This is a genomic window from Nostoc sp., from assembly GCF_036919495.1.
Taxonomy (GTDB): domain Bacteria; phylum Cyanobacteriota; class Cyanobacteriia; order Cyanobacteriales; family Nostocaceae; genus Nostoc.
This window is the reverse complement of sequence record NZ_JBALBZ010000184.1, coordinates 1-16,486: the sequence shown is the minus strand read 5'-3', so window position 1 is coordinate 16,486 and position 16,486 is coordinate 1. Positions and strand designations below refer to the sequence as shown.

Sequence of the window (16,486 nt, the reverse complement as noted above, 5' to 3'; positions counted from 1 at the left end):
CCCCACTCAACCACTCCCTAAAAGTATGTTAATCCAAGCTACAAATATTGCCAGTGGAAAAGCTCACTGTAAACTTGTAATGTTCTTCGGTAAGCCTGTATGACAACATGAATACTTTATTGTTCCCCGTAATCCTTGCTGGTGGTAAAGGTGAACGTTTTTGGCCTCTGAGTCGCAAAGATCGACCCAAGCAATTTTTAAGTCTTGATGGTAGCTCTAGAAGTTTATTACAAGCAACCGCCGATCGATTGATTAAACTCGGTGGCGGTGAGTCCAGCGCTGCGGGAGGGTTTCCCTCCACAGGCGACTGGCGAACCCCAAGGGGGTGGGATTCCTTGTGGGTAATTACTTCTAATCAGATAGCTGAAGGGGTAAGACAACAATTACCTGATCTACCATCTCAGAATTTATTGATTGAGTCGGAAGGAAGAGACACCGCCGCAGCCGTTGCTTGGACAAGTTTAGAAATCAAACAGCGCTATGGAGAAGACGCTGTTATTGGCTTTTTCCCTGCTGACCACTGGATTGCCGATCAAGAGGCGTTTGCACACACATTAAGCGCGGCTACGCAACTAGCAGCAAGCACAGCAGCGATCGTTACACTGGGGATCAAGCCTACTTTTCCATCAACCGGTTACGGTTACATTGAACAAGGTGAAAAAATAGGTAGCTTTAATGAGTTGCCAGCTTATCACGTCAACCGCTTTACTGAAAAGCCCAACCGGGAAACGGCAGAAACTTTTTTATCTACGGGACGCTTTAGCTGGAATAGTGGAATGTTCGTTTTTCGGGCAGGGGTTGTTCTCAAGGAACTACATACCCATGCACCAGAAATTATCGAACCTTTAGAACAACATGGCCCTGATATCTATCCCCAGTTGCCTAAGAAGAGTATAGACTATGCGCTAATGGAAAAGACAACTCTAGCATACGTTTTGCCAGTTGATTTTGGTTGGGATGATTTAGGAGATTGGAATGCGATCGAACGCTTACTCAAAACGGAGGAGACTCCCAATGTAGAATTGGCTACGCACGTAGGGCTAGATACGCAGGGGGCGATTATTTACGCCTCAAATCCAGAGGATGTAGTTGTTACAATTGGTTTAGAGGACGTGGTGATTGTGCGCGATCGCAATGTCACCCTCGTTGTTAAAAAAGAACGTACCCAGGAAATCAAGCAGATCCTCAAAATTCTCCAAAGCGATTCCCGATTTACCGATCTGCTATAAAAGTTAAAACCCTTGGTAGAGGCGAAAAAGCCTATTTTCCCATTATAACTTGACTGTCGAAAAGCAGAGCATTGAAAAGAGGCAGAGGGGCAGGGAGCAGGGAGCAGAGGGGAAAGAGGTAATTTTTTATTCTCCCCATTGCTTCCCCTGCCCCCTTGCTCCCCCTGCCCATTCCCCACTCCCCACTCCCCACTCTCAAAAATGTTCCTCACCCAAACTGTTCCCCGTCAACGAGAAATTCTTGAAGTATTCCTTCGCAATGGCTGGGACTATATGCGAAGGTTACTTACTGGTGGCAAAGCTGATGAACCCCAGCTACCTACACCTGCGGTTTTAAAAAATATTTTGGTAGACTTGGGGCCAGTTTACGTTAAACTTGGTCAGCTACTTTCTACCCGTCCAGATTTACTCAGCGCCTCCTACATTGAGGAACTATCAACTTTACAAGACGAAGTACCGCCAGTTCCTTGGTCAGAAATAGAAATAATCCTCCGTAAAGAATTAAAACTTCCACTAGCAGAAACCTTCAGCACAGTTAACCCGATTCCAGTAGCAGCCGGATCAATTGCTCAGACACATCGAGCTACATTAATAGATGGTCGAGAAGTTGCTCTGAAAGTGCAACGTCCGGGAATTGATCTGACCATTGCCCAAGATATTGCTTTAATTCAAGGTATTGCCGATTTAGTGGCGCGGACTGAGTTTGGGCAAACCTATGAAATCAAATCCATCGCCGAAGAATTTACTAAAGCTCTAGAAGCCGAGTTAGATTTTACACGGGAAGCGGGTTTTACAGACCAACTACGGCGCAACTTATCTAAAAGTCGCTGGTATGACCCCACGCAAATAGTGGTTGCGGAAATTAACTGGGAATTGACCACAGAAAAATTACTGGTGATGCAATGGTTGGATGGAGTGCCATTTCTGGCGGCGGATTTGGATAATGACCCCAACGTTAAAGACCCTGCTCTCAAGCGTAAAGAAATAACTACTTTGTTATTTCGGGTATTTTTCCAGCAACTATATATTGATGGCTTTTTTCACGCTGATCCCCACCCAGGAAACTTGTTTTATCTCAAAGATAGTCGTGTTGCCCTCTTAGACTGTGGCATGGTGGGAAGACTTGATCCTCGTACACAGCAGATATTAACAGAGATGTTGTTAGCGATCGTTGATTTAGATGCTCAAAGATGCGCTCAATTAACTTTACAACTTTCAGATTCTGCTCAACCAGTAATTTTGTCGCGGTTAGAAAATGATTACGATCGCATGTTGCGAAAATATCACAATGTCAGCCTAACGCAAATCAACTTTAGTCAGATAATTTATGAAGTTTTACAAGTTGCCCGCAACAATAAAATTAGATTACCTAGTAATATGGGCTTGTATGCGAAAACCCTAGCGAATTTAGAGGGTGTAGCGCGGACATTTAACCCGGAGCTTAACTTTTTTGATGAAGTTAAACCATTAATTACAGACTTGTTTCGTCGGCAATTACTGGGCGATAATCCAGTGCGATCGCTATTACGGACAGCCTTAGATATTAAAAGTCTGTCTCTCCAATCTCCCCGCCAAATAGAACTGTTATTAGACCGAGTTACTTCGGAAACCTTACAGTGGAATTTATCGCTGCGGGGGTTAGATGGTGTGCGGCGCACTATGGACGATGCAGCTAACCGACTATCTTTTAGTATATTAGTGGGTTCGCTGATTATGGGTGCAGCAATTATTTCCACCAGAGCGCAGACAACACAGTTATCTTTTTTAAGCACCACCCTGTTTGCAGTCGCTAGTTTATTAGGTTTGTGGTTAATTATTAGTACATTGCGATCGGGACGTTTACGGTAAAACCATTTTAGATTTTGAATTTTGGATTTTGGATTGAAGGAAAAAGCCTTCCACTGAGCGCTCATGCCGAAGTCTAAAATTTAATTTCTAATATAAAAAATATGTCAATTATCGTTGCTGAAAATCTGAGTAAATCTTATCCCGTGGCAGTTAAAAGTCCGGGTATTAAAGGTACAATCAACCACTTTTTTCGCCGCACCTACCGCTCAATTAAAGCAGTTCAGGATGTTTCCTTTGAAATTGCCCCTGGTGAAGTAGTGGGTTTTTTGGGCCCAAATGGTGCTGGTAAAACTACCACACTTAAAATGCTCACGGGGCTGATTCATCCCTCTAGCGGTACAGTCAAAGTTGCTGGACAAATTCCGTTTCATCGCAAAGAAGCATTTTTGCAAAAAATTACTTTGGTAATGGGGCAAAAGCAGCAGTTACTTTGGGACTTACCAGCGCTGGATTCTTTGAAAATTAATGCTGCTGTATACAACATCTCTGATAAAGAGTTTCAACGGCGGGTGGGAGAACTAACAGAGATGCTTTCGCTAGAAGGCAAACTTACCCAAGCAGTACGGAAGCTATCTTTGGGTGAACGAATGAAGGCAGAATTGCTAGCAGCACTTTTGCACCGTCCCCACGTATTATTCCTAGATGAACCAACGCTGGGACTAGATATAAATGCTCAGGTGGCAGTGCGCGATTTTTTGCGCGATTACAATCAGCGTTATCAAGCTACAGTGCTGTTGACAAGTCATTATATGGCTGATATCACAGCTTTGTGTCAACGAGTGCTGTTGATTCACCAGGGAAGGCTGATGTATGACGGTAGTTTAGATGGACTACTAGAACGTTTTGCCCCATACCGGGAAGTTCATATAGAGTTAGCCCAACCTCTACCCATAGAAAAACTTATGACCTATGGTGATGTGCAACTCTTAGAAGGGCGATCGGTGCATTTTATGGTATCTAGAGAGGCGCTTACCCGCACCGTTTCTAAGATTTTGACGGATTTGGAGGTAATTGATTTAACAGTTACCGAGCCGCCTGTAGAGGAAGTAATTGGACGAGTTTTTCAGGCAGGTGTAGTGTAATAGAGACGCGATTAATCGCGTCTTTACAAGAGTGAAGAATTCTGGGTAATTTTTGTAGCGGTAAGTGAATAAATGAAGCGGATAATCAGAAAAGCCTTAACTTTGCTGTCAGTATATTACGCCTATATGGTTGAGTATCGAGCAGAACTAATCTTATGGGTTTTGGCTGGGTCTTTGCCGATTATCCTTATGGGTATCTGGATACAGGCAGCACAAGGCGGGCAGTTTGGGCTATCACCTGTAGATTTTGCTCGTTACTTCATCACAGTTTTCGTCGTTAGGCAATTAACAGTTGTCTGGGTAATTTGGGACTTTGAAACAGAGGTAGTGGAAGGCAAGCTTTCGCCCAAGTTGCTGCAACCACTCGACCCAGTATGGCATCATGTTGCACGTCATGTTTCTGAAAGATTTGCTCGGCTAACGTTTGCTTTTCTATTAGTGGGATTATTTTTTATTCTTTATCCCCAAGCTTTTTGGTTACCAAGTTTGAGTAGATTTTTGCTATTTACATTGGCGGTGGTGCTAGCTTTTACTTTGCGGTTTACGATTCAGTACACCTTTGCCATGTTCGCCTTTTGGACAGAACGGGCTAGCGCTTTAGAAAATTTTTGGTTGTTGTTTTATCTATTTTTATCTGGTTTGATAGCACCTTTAGAGGTCTTTCCAGAACCTGTGCAGAAAATAGTGATGTTTACGCCTTTTCCCTATTTGATTAATTTTCCTGCGAGTCTTTTAGTAGGGCTACCCGTGGATATAGGGCGAGGATTTGGGTCAATGCTGGGATGGATATTAGTGTTTTTGGGTGCGAATCGCTTTCTTTGGCGTGCAGGTTTAAAACGGTACTCTGGGATGGGAGCTTAAATAATTTAACATTTAATTAAAAAAATCCCATCCAATGATTTGGCTAAGTACAGCTTTGCGTCAAACCGTGCAGAATTGAGGGTAATGAAATGCAGAGGGTACGCAAAGGTTTCATATGTGGTAATTTTTTCGCTACAAATTTATAAAATCATGTACTAAGTTAAGGAAGTTTGAATACTACTGATAAGTCCACGCAATTCGTCTAAAGTATTTAGCGTTTTAAATCTTCGTTTAATTACCTCTAGTTGCTCTAAATCTGAAAAAATTGTACTTTTCTTCAGCTAGTGCTGCATAAGCCCGCATCCGTTTGGGCATTTCAGGTTTGTAGCGTAATTGTAACTCGTTGAGTACGATAAATTCGCCATATTGGGGACTGGTAGCGCGGACTAAGACATCAACTCTCACGGCTAATCCACTGGAATTCTGAGTTGATAATTTCTCCGCATACAATATCAGGAATTTTCGTTACCCATTTTACCCAATTTTCGGGTGCGAGGGTTATTAATCGCTTGGTGCTAATATCTGTTGCTTTAGCCATAAGGGATGTAGATGAGCATAGTTGTAGTTATATGGCTAAAATGGCGATATCTACTATGGGTTACGCCTATACACTGATGTATTTTGCTAGAGATTTTATAAATTACTCGGTATTGTCTTAAACTTTTCTGCCGTCCCCAAAGAATAATCTTCTAACTTAAAATCAGCGAAAGGCTTCTTTTCTAACCTATTCCGTAATGCTTCATCAAGAATTACACCTGGTGATAATTTTTTAACACCAATGATTATAATACTTCTCTGATATTTAGTTAAATCCTGATTTGCCTGACAATCACTCCGTTGAAATTGCCCCAAATTTAATAAACGATAACCTTTGATGCTTGGTGTATTAATAAATAATTTTTTTACGAGAATTTGTATTTGTTTGGAACGTTCTAAAGCCATTCGCTGTTGAACTTCTATATTACCTTTACAAGAAACTGTACCTACAGAGATAATCTCACTAGGGTCTTGCATTATATTCTGTATACGTTCTTGTTCTAAGTTTAAATCTAAAAGGTTAAGACTAATAATTTCGTCATTATATTTAATTTGAAAATTACTACCTAAAAGCCATTTATATTCTACTGATAAAACAGCTATATTAAATTCAGCTACCTTCCCATGACTATCCCTACCTTCTTTATAAGGAAAATAATCAATATTACCTTTTTTTTCGGGGGATTGCCCATAATTTTGCCTTACAGAAAACTTTGATGTCCGCGTTGCTAAAGCCACTATACTAATTAATCCTAATATCACTAGCAGCGCTGCAAAAAATTTAAGTAGTGGTACTTCTTCTGGCTGTTTTTGGGGAGAAAAGGAAGTTTTCGTAATTGGTGCTGGCAATTGCTTAATTTTATAATCTCCTGCTAAATTAATATTTTCAGCAGTTGTTTCTATTAGTTGAGTTTCAATTTCTTCTAGGCGTTGTAAAATCTCTTGGCCATTAGCAGGGCGCTTTTCTATATCCAGTGCTGTGAGCCAATCAATTAAATTCAATAGTAAGGGTGAGATATGGATAGTATGATTTTGCCAGTGCAATAAATTTTGCTGCATATCATACATATCTAAAGGATGGTATCCTGTGAGTAAAAATACAAATGTGCGCCCTAAGGCAAAGAAATCCGATTGCGGTACTGCTTGAGCATTCATTTGTTCTGGAGCGCTGTAGCCAGATGACATAAGTGCTGTCATCCCGTTGCGGTTGTTGAGTTTGTCTGGATAGTTTCTATTAATTTCAGTGGCAGTGCCAAAATCAATTAGTACCAAATCCCCCCAGCCCTTCCCAAGGGGGGATCGAATCATGATATTAGATGGCTTAATATCTCGATGTAGGTACTGTTTACCATGCACTAAATCTAAAATTTTTACCAATTGTTTTAACCAGGCTATAGCTTGTTCCTGCGAAATAGGATAATTCTGCTGCTGCTTTAACCATTGTTCTAAGTTGTACCCATCTATTTTTTCCATTGCAATGCAATGCAACACTAAACCATTTCGGGTTTGATATTGGAAGTAACTATCCTCTTTGGGAATGCCGGGATGTTTGAGTTGTCCTAATACGGTTACTTCTTGCTGAAATAGTTCTACTGTTTTGGCGTCGTCAGATAAATCCTCTTTGAGTATCTTGAGAATTTTAGGGGTATCTTTTTCATAAGCTTCATAAACTTTACTAACCCCTGTTTTGTTACTCAACAGGCTTGTCACCCGATAACGCCCTAGCAATTCCAAATGGGAACCACAACTTTGACAAAAGCGATTTTGATGATTATCCGGGTGGTTTGGTTTAGGGCAAACGGGATTGATACAAAGGCTCATGAGTGGGGAGTGGGGAGTGGGGAATGGAGAGATAAGGGAGATGAGGGAGATGAGGGAGATGAGGGAGATGAGGGAGATGAGGGAATAACCAATGCCCAATGCCCAATCTCGCTAGACATCCCTCCTATTAATTCTTCTGTTGCTGTATTAAAATCCCGTCCAATAATTGATTTTCTATCTGTGTTCTGCCAAGAAAGCTGCTACAGTTTGGTTAAATGCCTCTGGTTGTGTCAAAAACGGCCAATGGTTGCCAGGAACTTGACAGATGCGTAAGTTTTTAAGATAGGTTTTGTATGGTTCGATTTGCCAATTTTGGCGGTTCAATCCTTGTTCTGGCTGGACGAACATGGCATGGGTGTCAAGGGGAATTGTAAAACCAGGCACTTGCATTACTGCTTCAAAAATGCCGTCGCGGGCAGCTATGGTAAATTTGCTGCCCCAACTACCATCGAGTTTTTGTTCTATTCCTGCTTGGAAGACTTGCTGCTGTAGCGAACTCCATCCTTGATATTGCTTTAACTGCTGTGTTTGTTGTTGGGCTTCTTCATAACTGGCAAAGGGGCCCATGCTTTTGAGAAAAGGCAAGAAGCGATACAGCATGGGAAAAGTTACCCTGAAAAGGCTGGGCATTTTCCAGATGAAAATTGGATCGACTAGAATTATACTCTGCAAACGCTCTGGGTTTTGCCTTGCCCAGATGGCGGCTAATTTGCCTGTCCACGAGTGGCTGACAATATGGGCAGATGTCCATCCGAGATGATCCATTAGTGCTTCGAGGTCTGCGATCGCACTTTCAAAGCTATAATCTCTCTCAGGCTTACTACTTTGTCCGTGTCCACGCATATCTGGTGCAACTATGTGGTAGTCTGCCGCTAGGTAATCTCCTAAACTAGACCACACTATAGCATGGTCGCCTAAGCCGTGTAACAGCAGTAAGGGTTCTTGCCCTTGGTTCCACTCTAAGTAAGAAAGTTGGATATCAGGCTTTGATAAAGTTTGACGTACAGGAATCATTGCACATCCACCAATGAAGAGATAGTTTCGCGTTTATATATTACTGCGAAAGAAGATGGACGCAAAAAGATGCGACTTGACAGCGATAACAAAGCCTTGTAAGTTATTCCCCAATCTCAACTTTTCTCATAAGTCAAATTACCTGGATGCGATCGCGCATTTGGAGTTAGAGTAATTAAATCATCAATATTGCGTTTCATTGTCTCGCAAATCGCATCTAGAGGTAAGTCATTAGGGTCGTAACCAAAGGGGTTTTCTATCTCCAAGCCAATGGCTTCAATACCAAATACTGTAAAACCAACGAAAGCAGCAATCAAACCTGTCCACCAACCCAGACTCTCCACTATTTGAAATGGAAACAGGAAACAATATAGTAACAATAATTGCTTTAGATGAATGGAATAAGCTAATGGCATAGGTGTTTTTAAAATACGTTCGCAAGCACCTAAATTATCCACAAGATTATTCAATAATTCTTGCATAGATGTTAACTGGTAGCTATTAAGGCAATTGCGATGATACTGCTCCTGTAAATAATCTCCTATCCAAAAGGCAACTTCTATGGGGGGATTATTCATAATCTTCAGTTTTATATACTTACTAGATGGCATTAAATCCTCTAACTCGCTATTGACTGCTTCTCCCCGCAAATGTAATTTAGTTGTCACAGCAAAAGCTACCAATAAATTTAGTGCTGTAATTTTATTTTTTTTATCTTCTGGAGAAATTTCGTCAATTGATACCCAAATTTGCCGGGCCAGATTTCGGATGTTATTTACTAGAGAACCCCAACATTTTCTCCCTTCCCAAAATCGCTCATAAGCAGTATTGGTACGGAATACAAGTAACAAACCTAAAACGATACTAGGGATAACACTTCCTAAAATAGGTTGAGATACAGGCAAATCAAAATGGTGAAGTATAGAAATAAAAAATCCGAAAGCTCCGCACCATAAAATATGTTTATAAATTGCTTTTATAACCGAACCTTTAAGTTGTAATTTTGTGCGTAGCCATGTTAGTTTTTCGGCTGTCATGCAGTCACCCTAAGAAAATATTTAGTAAACCGATAGATAAAATATCGATACTTTAAAAATAATAACTATAGTAATAGCACAATTGGCAAAGAAGATACTGTAATAAATACTGTTGCCATCACAGGATATCCTGGCGGTAATAACTGTATCTTACCTTGATATTTCGCTTGTTTGACACAAACCTAAGTATCCAGAAGCACTGACAGTAGAAATTCGATAGGTTCCGGGATCGAGCCATAACTCCAAACCGAGCTTTTATACGTATAATTATTTATATGTATTGAGATTTTAGGTATAAAAGAAGGTAATTTGCTCGTCGATTTGCGGATGAACAGACATAAATACATTTGAGTATATACCCTAAGGACATCGGGCGATCGCATCGGTCAAAATTGATTGATGTTAGAAACCTGTTACTACTCCAGATGCGCTTAAGGCATCTGGAGTTTCTTTTTGAAAATAAGCAATGTCTACGACGGACTGCGCCTACGCAATTTTCCAAATCATCCGGATATACCAAAACACGGCTGAATAGGAATGTATGCTGAATTATCTATATCTAAATATGGGGCATCAGTTATTGATGTACCCCTCCTGCCAAACAACTATCGCAAAACAGCCTCAGATTAACTGGGGCTGTTTTGCGTTACTTCCGATAGAGAAGTTGGTAAACGAGAAACACAGTGGTTTGTCCTTATAGACTTTTATCTACATTTGAGTGTATACCCTGATGACGTAGGATTCTCTTACGGTGAAAATTTGGTATAGGTAAATGCGTATCTTTCCTGGCTCCAGATTTGCCACAAATATTTCTGGAGTTTTTTAATTATTAGAATTTAAAATTATTCCCAATCTAATCTCCACTGGAGATTTTACTTTTACTTCTATTGCATAGTCACTCTATTTTCAGACATACATTTGCATCTGAATTCCTAATTTTTTTAGATTTAACCAGCTAACTTATTCATATTCTATCAACTGACTAATACCAGTGAGTATTTACGGGCAAGGCAAAATAATCAAGCGATCGCACTTTGATTGAGTCAATATTAAGAGTGCGATCGCATCCAATATAAACGATTATTTCGTTGTATATGTCACAAAAATATCCTTTTTCATCTCTACTTCTGCTGGAGCATCTGGATTATAAGCCGGTGATAATAAAAAACTAGCAAATGACGGTAAAGGAATTCCAGTTTTAGAACTACATGAGGGATATAATAATGTATAAAATGGTTCGGCTACAGAAGGAGTACCAAGTTTAGCACCCATAGCAGTTGCTAAAGCCTGAGCGCGGCTTTGAGCGTCTTTCATTGCAGATTGGTAAACTGAACTCTGCAAAGCCTGACAGTCATTGACTGCGTACTCAACGCCCACACTCTTGACGGAAAGGTTTTCAATTTCGCTTGTTGCTTTCTTCGCTGTACCTACAATTTCCTGGACACGAGCCTCCAAAGGAGGAGCTGCGCTAACGCGTGTTGGTTTTTCCAGTCTCACCAATATCTTGGCGTTATTTTCACTGGAATTTGTGCTAATTTGTACTTGAATTTTATCAGCACTAATCCCTTTGGCAACTAGGCTATTAACTACAGGCTGAAGAATTGCTTTAGTTACTAATTTTTTGCTTGGTAAAGATTCTGGTGCTGTTTTGTAATTTAAAAGTAGAGTCGGTGAGGATATACGCCGGGTTTGGGGTAGAGATGATGGTTTCGTTTCTAACTCATCATTGCTACCTCCACTACTGAATACCAATTCAATATCGGCTGTATCTGCTGGCACTCTCACCAACCCTTGACCGATTACCATTAATGAATGGCGATCGCTTGCTGGTGGGTAAAATAATTGGGCATTAGTGACTTTGGGCGTTAATGCTCCCACCCCGACAGCCACAGTAATACTTACCACCATTAGAGTAGTTATTTTTCTCATGTCCTGGGAATATCCTTTGAACCTAGTCATTGTCAAAGTTTACACCTCAAGAGGAATATACTTAAAAAATATTAACTAATTCTACGCCTACGAAAACATCGCAAGTATTTCCAACATGCTCCTGCTCGCTGGTTTTCATAACCGTGGGGAAATCGAAGTCATTAGTCATTCATACCAATGACTAAGGACAAATGACTAATGACTAAAGATTTTTGTTAACCAAACCAGTGAGAGGGTTCACAAGCTGGTTGAACTGTTTCACAAACACGATGGCTAATCCAATCTGACTTTTCTTGAACGATTAAACAAATGCCTTGGTGAATCAAATTCTGTAAATGTAGTTGCTGCTGATAGATGCAATAGACACTGAAACTAGCCTTTTATCTTGGTCAAATATTGGATATTTTGGCTTCGCTGGCTTTAGTTAAAATTTATGCTGTTTTACAGCATGACTTATTAAAGCAGCGTCCAATATGCTGGGAACTTTGCGACATTTTATATTTATAATCCTAATTATTTCAAATTTCTGCTCTTTTAGCAGAACTCTACATAAAATGCAGCATTAAGGCTAGGGGATCAAGATTAACGCCAAAAAAATAACTTGAATTAGGAACAAGTTTTTAATGAAGTTAAGCTCTGTTGTTGATTTACATCTCTTTTTATAATTACGGCAAAATTTGCTGTTTCATCCAAAAAACTTATTTGTTGCATGTTGGTTTAGTAACTCAGAAAAATAGCGACTCGCTAGACGGCAAAATCAGTCTAGCGACAGATGGAGGTATCAGACAAAAATGTTTATAAAATTCACATTATCTAAGGGTAGATGACCTAACTGATTATTAATTTCATTAGCAGCAGCTAATCCAGAAAGCATCGCACCTTCTGCAAAATTGCCGCCACACCAATCACCACAGCAAACTAAAGGTAAGGGAGTTCCGGTAGACAAAAAAGCTTCATGCCAAGGACGGCTAGGAAAGGCATAACGCCAACGATGTACTTGCATCCATTCGGGTGTATTCAGCCAAGGAAGGGAAAGAGATTTAGCTGCTCGTTGCAACATAAGCTGTCCGACAGGTTGTAAATCCTGGGATTCTAGATGGCGTTGAGCGAAATCAGCACTACTTTGCACCACAAAATGTGGTTGTTGAGGGTTAGGACGCTTGCTACTGTCAAAACCAATCCATGCTAAATCAGCATCATCTACAAAAGTTAGAGCTTTCCACTGAGGGAAGGGTTGGGATGTGGGAGAATATCCAGCGATCGCGCTAATTGAAGGGTAAAATTCCACAGAACGCAAATTATCAAGAAAGATTGCATCTAATACACTTTCACCCAAAGGTTCCAACAGCACCACAGCTTGGGGTGCAGGAATGGCGACGACTAAAGCTTTTGCAACTAATTCTTCGTTGCTAGATTCGAGAGTCAAACGCCAACTATTTTCAAGAGTTGGGTTAATAGCGATGACACGCTGATTCAGTAATATTTCTAAACCTGGGGCGAGGGATTTAGCGATCGCACTCATTCCCCCAGGTGCAACATATCGCGGACTGCGGTTTTTGGGTTCAGATAAAGGAACGCCTACTGTGAGTTCGTAAACCTCCTCTGTCCAAACCTCGAGGATATGGCGCAGTTGTAATATCTCCACAAAACGTTTAAATAATTCACCCTTTGGCTCCAGGTAACAAGCCCCATGATCCGCGCAAGTTCCATGCAAGCGGCGTGTAGCCAACCTTCCTCCCAAACCACGGGACTTTTCCACCACTAGCACAGAATATCCAGCTTGACTTAACTGCTGGGCGCAGACTAAACCGGCTATTCCGGCACCAATCACTGCAATATCAGTCATAAGTCAATAGTCCCTAGTCAGTGGTTATTAGTTATTGGTCATTAGTTATTCGTTATTATCAAAGGACAAAATTACTACTAATGACTGCTGAAAGCTAATAGTAGAATAAGGTACACAAAGCTGCATAGAAGGGAGGAAGGGAAATTGGATGAAATGAGGGCGGCGCTAGAGTTAGCGACCGAAGAAGAATTGCAAGATTTAACGGCAATTCTATTTAGTCGTAAGTTCAATCCCCTAGACTATGTACACACACCCGAACCCATCGAAGTACAAAGCCAAGACCGTAAAGCTTGGCTAGATGCACTAGAGGGTCGCTTTCGCTTTTTGGCGGCAGACGGGATGACAGTATTGCGGGGACGCACAGGCCAGGTAACTTACCGAGAAGCGTTAGTTCACGTATGTAAGTATCTAAAAATTCCCTATTCTAATCAGCTGGCAACCATTGATTTAGAAGCAGAAGTATTTTTGCATCTGCTAGGACAGGTGTGGAAAAAATTGCCTGAACAGGAAAAGCAAAAATTGACTGTACAGGTGCAGCGTCAGCTTGTCAAATCAGAACTAAAAGAACCGCTACCACTTTTATTGCAACGTGACCCCTTGGGGTTACTTTTCAAAGGCGGTAGTGCGATCGCTGTTACTTCCATGCTCCAGCCATTTGTACTTAAGCAAATTGCCCGTCAATTTGCCATCCACTTTGCTACTTATGAAGTAGCCAAACAAGCGGCGATTACAGGCTCAGAAGCAGCTGCAACGCAATTTCAAAGCTATGTAAGTATGCAAATGGCTCGACGGGGTATGACTATGAGTGCGGCTCGTTATGGGGCAGCCCGCACTATGTTTGCTGTGATTGGGCCGATAATGTGGACTTGGTTTTTTGCAGATTTAGGGTGGAGAGCGATCGCCACTAACTACGGTCGGATCATCCCGACTATTTTCACCTTAGCTCAAATTCGCCTCACTCGTGAGGAATGTTGGGAGCCAGCTTGAACAAGGTTTTTGACTATTTTAAGTCTCGTTGGCAATCTGCTTGGAACTACTCTCTGTGGGCACTGTTAATCTTCCCATTGAGTCCTTTAGTAGGGGCTGTGACTATCGGTTTTGTATCATTAATAACTTGGTTGAAACAATCCCACAAAATTAGTCGCCGCCCCCTCAACTGGGGATTTGCTCTTTTGAGTATCTTGCTGCTCATCAGTGCTGGGTTTGCCAATGGTAAGACATTAGCTTTCCTCGGCTTATTTAATTTATTACCCTTCTTTTTACTTTTTGTTGCCCATAGCGCCCTGATTCAAACATTTACCCAATTGCGGCAAATGGCTTGGGTTTTGGTAATCGGTTCTATGCCCTTGCTAATTATCGGCTTGGGGCAGTTATTTTTGGGCTGGAGTTTGAATTTAGAGATTTTATGGGTTGTGTTGAATTGGATAATCGTACCAGGAGGAAATCCGCCAGGTCGCATCGCTTCACTCTTCTTGCACGCTAACACCTTCGGAGCTTATCTAGCGATAATTTTCACTCTTAATTTAGGGTTGTGGATAGAAAACTATCAGCAACTAAGAATCAAAAATAAACAGTCATTTCCCCCCCATCTCCCCTTTCTCTTCCTAACCGTGGCGATGATTACAAATTTCATCACCTTAATTTTTACTAACTCGCGTAATGGGTGGGCGATCGCTATTTTTGCCTGTTTAGCTTATGCACTCTACCAAGGTTGGCGTATTCTTGTGGGTGGCGTTGCTGCGATTGTCTCTAGTGTGCTTTTGGCAGCTTTTGCCCCTTCGCCAGTCGCTCAATTTTTTCGTCAGTACGTTCCTACCTTCTTTTGGGCAAGGTTAAATGATGACATGTATCCAGATAGACCAGTCGCTTTAATGCGAAAAACTCAGTGGCAGTTTGCCTGGTCTTTAGCTCAGGAACATCCTTGGACTGGCTGGGGATTACATAGTTTTAGTACATTCTACAAAGCGCAGATGCATACTAGCTTGGGTCATCCCCATAACTTGTTTTTGATGTTATCTGCTGAAACTGGTTTTCCCTGTGCTATTTTATTTTTTGGCTTACTCGCTTGGATTTTAATTAGAGGTATCCAATTACTCCGAAAGTCAAAATATATAAATAAAGAAGACAGATTGATCTTATTCAGTTATCTTCTGGCTTTTGTTGGGTGGGTTCTATTGAATACAGTGGATATAACCATATTCGATTTTCGTTTGAATGCGTTTTCATGGTTAATTTTCGCTGCTATTTGTGGAGTCGTATATCGTTACAACCTACATAATAGGCTTACATTTCATCCAAATGAGTCAGAAAATGATAAACAGCAACTTTAAATATCCATCATTTTATTTTCAGTGTATGCACTGGGGACATTTAGAGTTTCAAGTTAATAAGATTACTATATTCACGTCTGTGAGTGTAACTAATACCTAATTAGTTACTGTTGCTGATTGTTGGGAAGGTGTAGGGACAACCCTTTGGGTTTTTCCTGCATGACGGGCATCTCTTGTAGATGCCCTTTTGTATATATATTTATTGTTTTTATTCAGCTCAACACAATTTTAAAACCTGTTGATTTGACGAAATATTTGAAATAATTTAACCTTTCATAAAGGAATGTAAAACATGGTTACTGAAATGAAATTAGGTCTTTGCAACCCGCCAGAACCTATTTATTTGTATGTGAAAAGCGGAGAATTAAACGGGGAATCTTATTTGTGGTATAACTACGATAATGATAAAACTATTCCCGTACAACAAAAAGGGCTAACTGGCTATATATCCGAACTTAAATTAACGACGAAAGAATTTAGAGAAAAGGACAACATTAAATTAGATATCGTTGTTAGAGCGGATGAAATTTATGTTGTTAGGACTGGGATAGAAACGAACTTTGCTAAAACTTTTCTTTTAGCTGTATCATCTGTCCAAGACTTTTCCAAGCCCCTGATTATCGCTGCAATTGCTGGAAAAGAGAATGTAGTTTTTTGTAACCTCTACGACGCGGCGACTAAAATCAGAATTCGTTCTGAATGGAACCGAGATGCCGATTGGCTAGCAATCATTGATAGTGTTCAAACTAGATTGCAGGCATCTAAAAGTTCCCATATTGTCTCTGGTGAGCTAATACTATTCTAGAAAAACTGGGGAGACAGAGGAAGTTGGTTAAGCAATTCATTTCCCAGCTTTATTCCTGGAGTTTAGACTAGGCAACAAGAAAAGACTCAGCAATGCTGAGTTGAAAAGAAACAGACTTCAGAGATGAAAATCTACACTACTAAGCAG

At 40.8% G+C, this 16,486-nt stretch carries 12 protein-coding genes and 1 pseudogene; 7 read left to right on the top strand and 6 right to left on the bottom strand.

The window, feature by feature from the left end:
• Nucleotides 1-107: 107 nt before the first annotated feature.
• The 4 genes from V7K25_RS26440 (at nt 108) to V7K25_RS26425 (ending at nt 5,020) form a co-directional block, all read left to right on the top strand.
• A complete protein-coding gene (locus V7K25_RS26440) occupies nt 108-1,229 on the top strand; it encodes a mannose-1-phosphate guanylyltransferase (protein WP_335162118.1) in 1,122 nt (373 codons plus the stop codon).
• A gap of 201 nt (nt 1,230-1,430) precedes the next feature.
• The gene (locus tag V7K25_RS26435) at nt 1,431-3,077 is read left to right on the top strand and encodes an ABC1 kinase family protein (RefSeq protein ID WP_335162116.1); all 1,647 of its coding nucleotides are present in this window, start codon (nt 1,431-1,433) and stop codon (nt 3,075-3,077) included.
• Nucleotides 3,078-3,178: 101 nt separating this feature from the next.
• The gene (locus tag V7K25_RS26430) at nt 3,179-4,159 is read left to right on the top strand and encodes an ABC transporter ATP-binding protein (RefSeq protein WP_335162115.1); all 981 of its coding nucleotides are present in this window, start codon (nt 3,179-3,181) and stop codon (nt 4,157-4,159) included.
• 72 nt (nt 4,160-4,231) lie between these two features.
• Nucleotides 4,232-5,020 (top strand): ABC transporter permease, encoded by a 789-nt coding sequence (locus V7K25_RS26425; protein WP_335162113.1) that lies wholly within the window; start codon nt 4,232-4,234, stop codon nt 5,018-5,020.
• Between the two features lie 264 nt (nt 5,021-5,284).
• On the opposite strand, the pseudogene V7K25_RS26420 reads toward V7K25_RS26425, so the two are convergent.
• The 6 genes and pseudogenes from V7K25_RS26420 to V7K25_RS26395 all read right to left on the bottom strand — a co-directional run.
• Nucleotides 5,285-5,558 (bottom strand): annotated as a pseudogene (locus V7K25_RS26420) (transposase); the annotation flags it as partial.
• A 95-nt stretch (nt 5,559-5,653) separates the two neighbouring features.
• On the bottom strand, nt 5,654-7,378 hold the full coding sequence (locus V7K25_RS26415; protein ID WP_335162111.1) for a serine/threonine protein kinase: 1,725 nt from the start codon (nt 7,376-7,378) through the stop codon (nt 5,654-5,656).
• Between the two features lie 174 nt (nt 7,379-7,552).
• On the bottom strand, nt 7,553-8,392 hold the full coding sequence (locus V7K25_RS26410; RefSeq protein WP_335162109.1) for an alpha/beta fold hydrolase: 840 nt from the start codon (nt 8,390-8,392) through the stop codon (nt 7,553-7,555).
• Between the two features lie 116 nt (nt 8,393-8,508).
• A complete protein-coding gene (locus tag V7K25_RS26405) occupies nt 8,509-9,429 on the bottom strand; it encodes a bestrophin family protein (RefSeq protein WP_335162107.1) in 921 nt (306 codons plus the stop codon).
• Nucleotides 9,430-10,509: 1,080 nt separating this feature from the next.
• Entirely contained in the window at nt 10,510-11,388 is an 879-nt protein-coding gene (locus tag V7K25_RS26400) for an SIMPL domain-containing protein (RefSeq protein ID WP_335162105.1), read from the bottom strand.
• 751 nt (nt 11,389-12,139) lie between these two features.
• Nucleotides 12,140-13,204, bottom strand: coding sequence for an NAD(P)/FAD-dependent oxidoreductase (locus tag V7K25_RS26395; protein WP_335162103.1), 1,065 nt, complete (start codon nt 13,202-13,204; stop codon nt 12,140-12,142).
• A gap of 144 nt (nt 13,205-13,348) precedes the next feature.
• Here V7K25_RS26395 and V7K25_RS26390 point away from each other — a divergent pair, with 144 nt between their 5' ends.
• The 3 genes from V7K25_RS26390 to V7K25_RS26380 all read left to right on the top strand — a co-directional run bounded on the left by V7K25_RS26390 (nt 13,349) and on the right by V7K25_RS26380 (nt 16,339).
• On the top strand, nt 13,349-14,191 hold the full coding sequence (locus V7K25_RS26390) for a YaaW family protein (RefSeq protein WP_335162101.1): 843 nt from the start codon (nt 13,349-13,351) through the stop codon (nt 14,189-14,191).
• Nucleotides 14,173-15,534 carry an O-antigen ligase family protein gene (locus V7K25_RS26385; protein WP_335162099.1) on the top strand — a complete coding sequence of 454 codons (1,362 nt, stop codon included), beginning with the start codon at nt 14,173-14,175 and terminating at the stop codon, nt 15,532-15,534. The genes V7K25_RS26390 and V7K25_RS26385 overlap by 19 nt, the downstream gene beginning before the upstream one ends.
• A 292-nt stretch (nt 15,535-15,826) precedes the next feature.
• Nucleotides 15,827-16,339, top strand: coding sequence for a hypothetical protein (locus V7K25_RS26380; RefSeq protein ID WP_335162097.1), 513 nt, complete (start codon nt 15,827-15,829; stop codon nt 16,337-16,339).
• Nucleotides 16,340-16,486 lie beyond the last annotated feature (147 nt).